General features: G+C 44.0%; 5 protein-coding genes. 3 read left to right on the top strand and 2 right to left on the bottom strand.

Annotated elements, in window-relative coordinates; genetic code table 11:
• The first annotated feature begins 262 nt into the window (after nucleotides 1–262).
• The 3 genes from O9290_RS06425 (at nucleotide 263) to murI (ending at nucleotide 4,923) form a co-directional block, all read left to right on the top strand.
• Complete coding sequence (locus O9290_RS06425) at nucleotides 263–1,651, top strand: cation:proton antiporter (protein WP_288026774.1); 1,389 nt, start codon at nucleotides 263–265, stop codon at nucleotides 1,649–1,651.
• Nucleotides 1,652–2,072: 421 nt separating this feature from the next.
• Nucleotides 2,073–3,971, top strand: a complete 1,899-nt coding sequence (locus tag O9290_RS06420) for an N-acetylmuramoyl-L-alanine amidase (RefSeq protein WP_002758160.1) — start codon at nucleotides 2,073–2,075, stop codon at nucleotides 3,969–3,971.
• Nucleotides 3,972–4,071: 100 nt separating this feature from the next.
• The gene (gene murI / locus O9290_RS06415; protein ID WP_002758158.1) at nucleotides 4,072–4,923 is read left to right on the top strand and encodes a glutamate racemase; all 852 of its coding nucleotides are present in this window, start codon (nucleotides 4,072–4,074) and stop codon (nucleotides 4,921–4,923) included.
• A gap of 1,575 nt (nucleotides 4,924–6,498) precedes the next feature.
• On the opposite strand, the gene O9290_RS28440 is transcribed toward murI, so the two are convergent.
• The gene (locus O9290_RS28440) at nucleotides 6,499–6,879 is read right to left on the bottom strand and encodes a tetratricopeptide repeat protein (RefSeq protein WP_502846450.1); all 381 of its coding nucleotides are present in this window, start codon (nucleotides 6,877–6,879) and stop codon (nucleotides 6,499–6,501) included.
• Between the two features lie 2 nt (nucleotides 6,880–6,881).
• On the bottom strand, nucleotides 6,882–8,216 hold the full coding sequence (locus O9290_RS06400) for an RNA-guided endonuclease InsQ/TnpB family protein (protein ID WP_288086830.1): 1,335 nt from the start codon (nucleotides 8,214–8,216) through the stop codon (nucleotides 6,882–6,884).
• Nucleotides 8,217–9,413 lie beyond the last annotated feature (1,197 nt).

The raw sequence follows: 9,413 nt of genomic DNA, 5'->3' as shown, positions 1-9,413 counted from the left end.
AGAGTTCTTGCATAATTAATTTTTGAGAGGGCAAAAATGAGAAAAATAAGCATAAAATTGCATAAAATAACCAAATAGAGCATTTAATTGATTAATGCTCATTCTTAATTCTCCTGACTACTGACTACTGGCTCGGAGACTCCTCACCTAAAGGAAGATTTTTGATTTTTGCAAGAGGTCTAATAGAACGGCAAACTTTGAGCAGGAATAACTGAATAAGCCGCAAGCTTGTTAGAGTATTGAGAGTAATTTTGAGCGAGCGATGATACTACAGCCTTTCCTTTCTTCCGCTTGGAGTTTTAACATTTCCCTGTTAGCCTCGGCAGCTACAGCCGAAACTGCTGATAGTGCCTTAGTTTTAGCCTGCGTGCTGCTGAGTTTGACCGTTATTTATTTCGCCTGTAAACTGGGGGGAGAAATATGCGTGCGATTGAACTTGCCTCCCGTGTTAGGAGAATTAGTCGGTGGCGTGATTATCGGGGTTTCTGCCCTAAAATTACTGGTTTTTCCGGAAGGAGGAGCGGGATTCGAGGATTCTCTCCTAATTCACTTCCTACAATCCACCTCCCCCCTCACCCCGGAGCAATCTCCCGCCGTTTTTAGTGCTGCCAGTGAGGTGATTTCCGTCCTCTCGGAATTGGGGGTAATTATCCTGCTGTTCGAGATTGGTTTAGAGTCAGACTTACAGGAATTAATTCGCGTCGGTCCACAGGCAGCTGCTGTCGCAGTGGTAGGGGTTGCGGTTCCCTTTTTGGTGGGTACTTTGGGTTTAATCTATATCTTTCATCTGGCCACCATTCCCGCTATTTTTGCCGGGGCGGCTTTAACCGCTACCAGTATCGGCATTACCGCCAAGGTTTTAGCAGAAATAGGGCAGTTATCGGCGAAAGAAGGTCAAATTATCATCGGGGCAGCGGTTCTCGATGATATTCTCGGTATTATCGTCCTCGCTGTCGTTGCTTCTTTGGTGAAGACTGGAGAAGTGCAAATTAGCAAAGTAATTTATTTAGTTATTAGTTCTAGCGCTTTTGTAATCGGGGCGATCCTGATCGGTCGTTTTTTAAGCCCCTTTTACGTTCAATTAGTTAATAGCATGAAAACTAGGGGACAATTGCTCTTAGTTTCCCTGATTTTCGCCTTTATTCTTGCTTATATTGCCCAAGTTATCCAATTAGAAGCGATTCTCGGTTCCTTTGCTGCGGGCCTGGTTCTAGGGGAAACGGAAAAGCGATCGGAATTGGCAGAACAAGTGTTCCCGATCGCCGATTTATTTGTACCGATATTTTTCGTCTGTGTGGGGGCAAAAACCGATTTAAGTGTCCTTAATCCCGCTATTCCCACTAATCGAGAAGGATTAGTCTTGGCCGCTTTCTTAATTGTCGTCGCTATTTTGGGTAAAGTGGTGACGGGGTTAGCCGTTTTCAGCAAGGAAAAACTCAATCGCTTGGCGATCGGAGTTGGCATGATTCCCCGGGGTGAAGTGGGTTTAGTCTTTGCCGGAGTCGGGGCTGCTAGTGGCGCTTTATCCCCCGCTGCCGATGCGGCCATTATTATGATGGTGATCTTGACTACCTTTATCGCTCCGCCCCTGTTAAGGTTAGTATTTAAAGAACCTACCGCCAGCCCTCAATCAGTGAGCAGTGAGCAGTGACCAGTGACCAGTGGCAGTGTTAAGTTACCAGTAGCAGTGTTAAGTGGCACTAACAGTGCCGTCTTTTCATTGATAACAAGGGCCGAATCTAAATCCTAATTTGTTAAGCTAAAAGCTTTGATGGACTTAGTTTCTAACCTTATTTTTAGGTAGGAGAATTGCCAGATTCTTTTTTGGAGCCTCTTGCCTATTACCTTCAGAAGCTGATAACTGATGACTGATAACTGATGACTGATAACTGATAACTGATAACTGATAACTGATCAGAAACATAGCAGACCATGCCAACGTCCCATAAGCTTGTTTTTATTGATAGTCATTCTCAGAGCATTAACGGAGCTATGGATGGCCAAAAATCGACAAAATAGTCCATTTTTACCGAAAAAAGGTAATTGATAACTGAGCAACGGGAGCATCGATCGTGAGATTTCATTGGTTATTCCTAAGCGCATTAACTTGGTTGCTGGTGGCAGCCCCTGCTTGGGCAGGCAAGCTCGTCTTTTGGCGATTCGACACCAATGAGAATCGTCTGGTGTTCACCACCGACAATCGAGTGCAACCGCGAGCGCAAATGATCACTAACCCCACCAGGATCGTGATCGATCTGCCCGGGATCAAGTTAGGGCAACCCAATATTAACCGGCCCATTGGCAATATCGTCAGAAGTGTCCGTATCGGTCAATTTGATGCGGAAACTACCCGTTTAGTGATTGAATTGGCCCCAGGCTACACCTTTGATCCTCAACAGGTAAAAATTCGCGGAATTTCGCCCACCCAATGGACAGTGGAATTGCCAGAACCCCAACCAATTAGGGAGGAAACGCAACCACCCGTCACCCCTGACCCCACACCTCCCCCCGATCGCGGTTCCACCCGTCCCACTCCCCCACCTCCAGTTAGCCGGACGGACAACAACGATGATTTTCAGGTCACTCGCAATGGTCTTTTTGTCCGTTTAGAGCAAAATGGTGATGAGCGATCGATCCGCAGTCAACGCAGCCGGGACGGCAAAAAAATCGAATTTGAATTACCCGGGGCCACTTTACCCAGCAGTCTCACTGGTCAAACTATCCCCGTCAATCGCTATGGGGTCGGCGATATTCAATTCAGTCAGACCGCCAATCAACGAGCTAAGATTTCCCTAAGTGTTAGTAGAGATAGTCCCGATTGGCAAGCTCTCTATAGTCGTTTTGGTGGCTTGGTTTTACTGCCTAGGGGTGGTCTGGGTGCCGTGGATAATATCTCCTCACCTCCCCCCACTAGCGCCACCAATCCCAATCCTCGTCCCAACAATCCTCCCCCGAAAACTGCCAATAATCCCCCTTCTAGCAATCGTTTGGCCACGATCTCCTCGATCGATCTGACAGGCAATAACGATCGCCTCTTAATTCGTGCGGATTTACCCCTGAAAGCTAACGGCAGTGTTAACCGGGATGGTGTCTATGAACTACGCATCGAAAATGCTAAGTTAGCCGAGTCTTTTCGCGGTCCGCGCTTCGGCCGCTATAGTCCTATCTATCAATTGCGGGTACGTCAGGAAAGCGCCAATAAGGTGCTGATTTTGGTACAGACGGCCGTGGGTTTTCAACTGGGACAATTAACTCAATCGGACAGTCAAACCCTAGCCCTAGAATTGCTTTCCTCCCGCAATTCTAGCCCCCTTTCTCAGGTTCCTGACTCCACTACTATCCCTGTTCCTTTACCCCCCAATACGGGGCAATTTAACCCACCGCCGCGCCCTTCTAACCCCACTCCTAATCCCCCCCAACAACGCAATAGCCGCTTTCTAGTGGTGATCGATCCGGGCCATGGTGGTAAGGATCCGGGGGCGATCGGAATTGGTGGCCTTCAGGAAAAAAACGTAATTCTGCCCATTTCCCTAGAAGTTACCCGCATCCTGCAACAACAGGGCATCGATGTGCGTCTCACCAGAGATAGCGACTTTTTTGTCACCCTGCAAGGTCGCACGGATCTGGCTAACCAGATCGATGCCGATCTATTTGTCAGTATCCACGCTAACTCTATGGGTAAAGCACGACCGGATGTCAACGGATTGGAAGTTTATTACTTTGGCGATCGCCGTTTGTCGGATACCATCCATCGCAATATTGTCCGCAGTGTCGATATGCGCGATCGGGGGGTGCGTCGGGCCCGTTTCTATGTGCTGAGAACCTCCAGAATGCCCTCTACCCTCGTGGAAGTGGGTTTCGTCACCGGCGCTGAGGATGCTGCTAAATTAGCCAATGTCAACTTTCAACGACAAATGGCGGCGGCGATCGCAGGGGGGATTATTGAATATATTCAACGAAATCTCCGTTAATGATTAAATGATTGGAGCATTAGTTTACTAATCAAAAAATCCGTGTTTTAATATCATCAAATAAAGCTATTTTAGATCAGCGTTTTCCTCGATATTATCTATGAGAGAATCACAACTTAGTCCGATTGGTGTGTTTGATAGTGGCGTGGGTGGACTGACCGTTTTAAGGGAGTTGTATCGACAACTGCCCCAAGAATCAATTCTCTATTTCGCTGATACCGCTAGACTTCCCTACGGAACTCGTTCTAAAGGGGAAATTATCGAATTTGTCCGGGAAATTCTCACTTGGATGAGCGAGCGCCGGGTGAAAATGGTGATTATGGCTTGTAATACCAGTTCCGCCTTGGCTTTAGAAGAAGTACAGGCCGAATTTAAAGATTTACCAATTTTGGGGGTAATTTTACCCGGTGCCAAAACTGCCGTTAAACAAGGAAAGCGCATTGGGGTGATTTCTACCCCGGCTACGGCTAAAAGCAATGCCTATAAACAAGCGATTCAAGAAATCGATCCTACTGCCCAAGTTTGGCAAATTCCCTGTCCTGAATTTGTCCCTTTGATCGAGGCTAACCGCATTTTTGACCCCTACACCACGCAGGTGGCTAGGGAATATCTTCAGCCTTTACTAGCAGAAAATATTGATACTCTGGTCTATGGTTGTACCCATTATCGCCATCTTTCCCCGGTTTTACGTCGTCTTTTACCTAGTTCCGTGCGGTTGGTAGATCCCGCCGCTTCCGTTGTCCGAGCGGCGGAAAAAGAACTAGAATTATTAGGTCTAAAAAATCCCGAAACACCCCTACCTACTAACTTCGCAGTTAGCGGTGATCCTGACACTTTTGCTCGTTTATCTCGTCAATGGCTCGGTTTTTCTCCCAGGGTAGAAAAGGTTTATCTGCAATGTCGGGTGAAGACCCTCGGTTTTACCGATGGGATGAAACAAAGGCCAGTATAGAACAGCGAACCACAGCTAAAAATAAGTGTCTAGTCTCAAGAGCGAAATCTCGAATGACTTCTGACATTGTTAATGGCATTCTAGTTGCGTATTCCGAAGTGCGCTTGCTCTTCTTTTGGGGTCATTAGCCTTGGCAGTCTTTTTTCCTTTAAAGGTCTGGAAGTACTCACGAAAAATAGCTACCATATAAGTATAGCGGCTAGGGTAAACAACCGCTTGAAAAACCCCTGTAGTCTAATCACTACGCTATCTGCACCTTGACAATCAAAGATATGGGGTTCTACCTAGGGTTTGCGGCAAAAAGTTTTTCCTGGGGGCAGGGTGTGGGGTGTGGGGTGTAGGGTGTAGGGTTTTACCGATTTTGAGGTAGTCAGTTACCTAATTTTCAGGGAAAAAGTCCAGGAATTTTACCCCCGATCCCTCCAATGGTCGGCACTTTTTGAGGGAAAAAAAGTCTAAAAGCCTTATCCAACAAAGTTTTTAGATTTATTCAGCAAGCCCTACCTAATGTTCTAGTTTCTACCTGTAGGTAGGTAAAATCTTTGCAGGAACTAGACAAAGCAGTATTTGAAGCTAACACTTCAATTAAAGCAAATTTTGTAGAAATACAACTAGGGTGGGGCGCACCCAAAGTTAACGCTTGAGGAGAGAACCACCTCTGGGTTGAGAATCGCAAGGTACTTAGTCTAAGTGGACTCGGTGAATCAAGAATCCCTCGCTTGAGCGCGACGGGAGCGTCAACTGCCTGTCCCCGTTTTATAGCCGTCAGTCTTTTCAGTGATCAGTTAACAGTGTGCAGTAATCAGTGTGCAGTAATCAGTGAAAAGACAGTAGGAAACTGCTATTTACAGCCTTTCTCGTCAAGGTGAAGCACAGACACTAATACTTGCTAATCAACTATTTCAGCTGCAAGAACGAACCTCATGTATCTGAGAAACGCTGTAATACTGCTCACTTAAAACTCAAATCTGATCAACTGATCACTGATCACTGATTAGGAGTTGATTTTAGCTTTTTTAGCGATCGCTAGTAAGAGATAGATCACCAGTAGATACATCATTGGTAACACTAAGGTCATGGTAGGCATTGTTTGATTAGGGAGGAGAGAAGATAGTTAAAATTAGGTAGGCTCGATCTTTCCCCATTGATCATCGAATGACTAGCGACGAGAAAACTAGCTAAATCTGCAAACAGATCGAGCTTATCCGTCAGTCACTCTACCAAGAGACCGGGACCGAGTTGGACAGGTAATCGTTTTCAACTCCATTCTTCGCACCAGAAACCGACGAGAAAAAATTCCTCATCTTAACAATTCCTAGGTGAGAACTGGGGGTTAATTTCTTGCAACTGCCACTATCAACTTAACATAAGTTGTCAAGGACTGGGAAAAAATTTTTTTAAGCTCGATCGAAAGGAGAATAATCAAGATTTTGCAAAGAAGATTGTCGTCGTAATCATACGAAATCCTGTTTAAAAGGTAATAAAATATTGGGAAGTGGGGAGTGGGAAGTGGGTTTTTAAAGTTAGATTGGCAGTTAATCGTACTATTAAAAACGGCTCTGGTATCAAAAAGTCTCAGGGAATTATCCTACAGTTGGGAGAGTAGTTTCCGAGCATCGGCGATGATTTTATCACCCCAGAGATTTTTTGGCAGGGTTTCAACCTGAGAAAATTCAGGGTCGATTTTAAGCGCGCTTTTAGCGAGTTCGATCGCTTTCCCCGTATTGCCTTGACGGTAGAGAGTAACAGCGAGAGCCAGTTGATTTTCGGCAGATTGGGGGTTAATTTCGAGACTTTTTGAAATTGGCTACTAGCCAAGTTTAGATCGCCTTGTTCGTAATGAATTAAGCCGATATTGGTAATCGCAATCAGATTTTTTTCGTCCAGTTCGAGAAGTTTTTGATAGTTTTGGAGAGCTTCGGGATAGCGTTTTTGTCTTTTTTGACATACTCCCACCGTCAAGCTACGCTGTGACGGGGGATTCTTGACCTATCACTATCGGAAATTCCTTGTTCAACGAGACAACTTAGATTCTCAATGTCTCCACTGAAAATCCAGAGGCCGGACTCTTCCCCCCCCTTGCCCCCCCGACCCCCCCGATGTCGGGGGGGCCGGGGGGGTGGGGGGTTTGGGTCGGTTTCTGTTTGCCCAACAGTACCGTTGAGATGATTTCCCAAATATTGCAACTCTTTTTTAAGAATGTTGATTGCTGCATTATGATCCCTATCTAAGATTGTTTTACAATTGGGACATTGATGAGTTCTAGTACTTAATGTTTTTTGAGCTATCGTACCACAAACTGAACAATCTTGAGTCGTGAAATGGGGAGGAACAGCAACACAAACAATCCGATAAATCTTGGCAAAAAATTCAAACCATTCAGTGAATTGATACCAAGAAGCATCAGAAATCGACTTGGCAAGCTGACGATTTTTTACTAAGTTTCTTACCTTTAAAGCTTCATAGACTACCAGATCATTAGACTGGACTAACGCCAAAGCGTCTTTAATTGCTTTGTCTTTACGTTGTCTTGATACTTTCAGGTGAAGCTTGGCAACTTTTATCCGTTGCTTGTGATAGTTTTTAGACTGTTTCTTTCCTTGACGAAATCGTTTTGATAATCTCCTTTGTGCTTTTTTCAGTCGTTTTTCTGACTTTCTTAAATAACGTGGATTCTCTACAGTATTGCCTTGGGCATCGGTATAAAATTCCTTTAACCCTAAGTCAATTCCTGTTATTTGTCCCGTTGGTTTATGGTATTCTTGCCGTTCTACGTCAATCAAAAACTGGCAATAATAACCATCAGCACGTCTAACAACTCTTACCCGTTTAATCTGTTGCTCTGAATAATAAACTAATGTCTTTTGACTACACCATAAATCAAATTCTCCTGCTTTAAAGCCATCAGTAAATCTGATTTTACGTCGATCATCAGATAGTTTGTAGCCTGTTAGTTTATACTCAACCGAACGACTATGCTTTTTAAACCGAGGAAAACCCTTTTTTCCCGGTATCTTAGCATGACAATTCTGGTAAAACCGATTAATTGATTGCCAGGCTCTATCAGCAGCCGATTGGCGAGCTTGAGAGTTTAATTTATTAACCAAAGGTGTCTCTTTATTGTTAGCTAGTACCGCACAAAGTTTTTGGAGATCATTGCGGGTTGTCCCTTGATTGTCCATCCAATAACTAACACAAGAGTTACGCACAAACTGAGAAGTCCTAATAGCTTCATCAAGTTTTTGGTATTGTTCTGGTGTCCCGTTTTTTAACTTGGCTTCTACGACTAGCATTGATTAATCCTCGACCCTGGATAAATTAAGTATAACACAGTTTACCTACAAATGGTAGAATTAAAATCGGGCTTCGCGGTTGATATTCTGGTCGGATTGCATCCCCCGCAAAGGTGAGTATCTTGTCGAAAAATCTAGCGGGGGCATTCATCCGGCATTTTAGGTAAATTTCTCCTCGGAAATTATAACTGAACTTCCCCCGTACATATCTACTATAACTGGACTTCCCCCATACAGAAATACTAAAAAATTAACAAAACCCTTACTGCAGGTCGCTTCTCAGAAAAAATTGACAAGCCGTCAATGGGTACATTTTCCCCTTGAAAATGGCTGTACCGTTGACTGTATCTAGAGTAGAGCGATTCCGTAGAGTTGGCTGTATAGTGATCGCTAACCTTAATATAACAGATGGTCTCATTAATCTCTAGAGTCAGCGATTCCCTCTGTAGTCATGTTTTTGATGGTTTTCTGCCCGGAAACAAGCTATAATGGTCGAAAGGTCAAATTTGAAAAATTTTGCCTCAAACCCTGTCTGCGTAAGGATTTCAGGAGTTTGTAGCCAGTATTTAATTAGTATTACATTGCTTTAACTCAGGCTCTGTAAGACTTTTAGCCATAGCTAGTATAGTTATACGAGGGAAGTTCAGCTATAACAGCCGAAAACCCTTATCCATCAATGGATGCACCCATTAACTTCTCTTAATGTACCCATGTAATTTGTAGCATTTCTTAATCAACAAGAATTCTCTCTATTTGCTAGAATAGTGGCGATGTATATAGAAAAAGTTCCTAACCGTAATTCCCCCCCCAGGGAAGTCCTGGAAATGCTGATTTAGTGGGGGAAATTTGGCACGATTTTATATTAGTTAATATTTGCCCTTATGCTTGCTATATAAGCTTATCAGACTACCAATACTTCGGATTTTGGGCATGATTAATTTCTGAAGGATAAAAAACCTAGAAATCAGATTTTAGGATGGGAAACAAGTTGAATATCGATTTTATTTCTCTTGAATTCCCACTCTTGACCTCTCAGCCTTCTGATCTTCCAGAAATTTGGCTCTTCGGTTTGTGTTATGCAATGGACGGGGGTTATAAGGGATGGAACCCTTATATAGAAAGGCATTTAGCGATTTTTGTCAATTGTTTTTTATCTAGAGCGAACTAATCAATTAAGTCTTTTGCCAGATAAGGATT

The organism is Microcystis sp. LE19-41.2A (genome assembly GCF_027530405.1).
Taxonomy (GTDB): domain Bacteria; phylum Cyanobacteriota; class Cyanobacteriia; order Cyanobacteriales; family Microcystaceae; genus Microcystis; species Microcystis aeruginosa.
Note: the sequence above shows the minus strand (reverse complement) of the source record. Positions and strands in the feature narration are given on the sequence as shown.

Excerpts from the sequence above, each read along its gene's own strand:
- O9290_RS06425 (WP_288026774.1), top strand. The coding sequence starts at position 263 with ATGATACTACAGCCTTTCCTTTCTTCCGCTTGGAGTTTTAACATTTCC.
- murI (WP_002758158.1), top strand. The coding sequence starts at position 4,072 with ATGAGAGAATCACAACTTAGTCCGATTGGTGTGTTTGATAGTGGCGTG.
- O9290_RS06400 (WP_288086830.1), bottom strand. The coding sequence starts at position 8,216 with ATGCTAGTCGTAGAAGCCAAGTTAAAAAACGGGACACCAGAACAATAC.